The organism is Streptomyces sp. NRRL F-6492 (genome assembly GCF_001280125.1).
GTDB lineage: Bacteria > Actinomycetota > Actinomycetes > Streptomycetales > Streptomycetaceae > Streptomyces.
In genome coordinates this window covers 1-320 of the sequence record NZ_LGEG01000163.1, presented here as the reverse complement: position 1 = coordinate 320, position 320 = coordinate 1, and the positions used below count along the sequence as shown (strand labels likewise).

1 pseudogene is annotated in these 320 nt (G+C 72.5%); it reads left to right on the top strand.

Annotated elements, in window-relative coordinates:
- Positions 1-232: pseudogene (locus tag ADL08_RS13950) on the top strand (phosphate ABC transporter substrate-binding protein PstS); the annotation flags it as partial.
- Positions 233-320: the final 88 nt, after the last annotated feature.

The following is a 320-nucleotide window of genomic DNA, read 5'->3' as shown; positions in this document are numbered from 1 at the left end:
CCTCTCCCTCGACTACGCCACCAAGGCCGAGGGCGCCTCCCCCATCCTCCTCGTCACGTACGACCTCACCTCCGACAAGCGGAACAAGGCGGCGTCCCGACCGACCCTCAAGGCCTCCCTCAATTACACCGTGACTGAGGAGGGCCAGAAGGTCCCCACCGACGCCGGCTACGCCCCCCCCCCGGCCGAGATCGACGCCAAGGTCCCCACGATCGTCCCCACCCTGGCCTGACCCCCCGGCCGGGCCGGCCCCCCGTCTCCCGTGGAGGGGCCGGCCCGGCATCCGGTGCACCGCCGCCAGGAGCCCGTATACCCCGTAC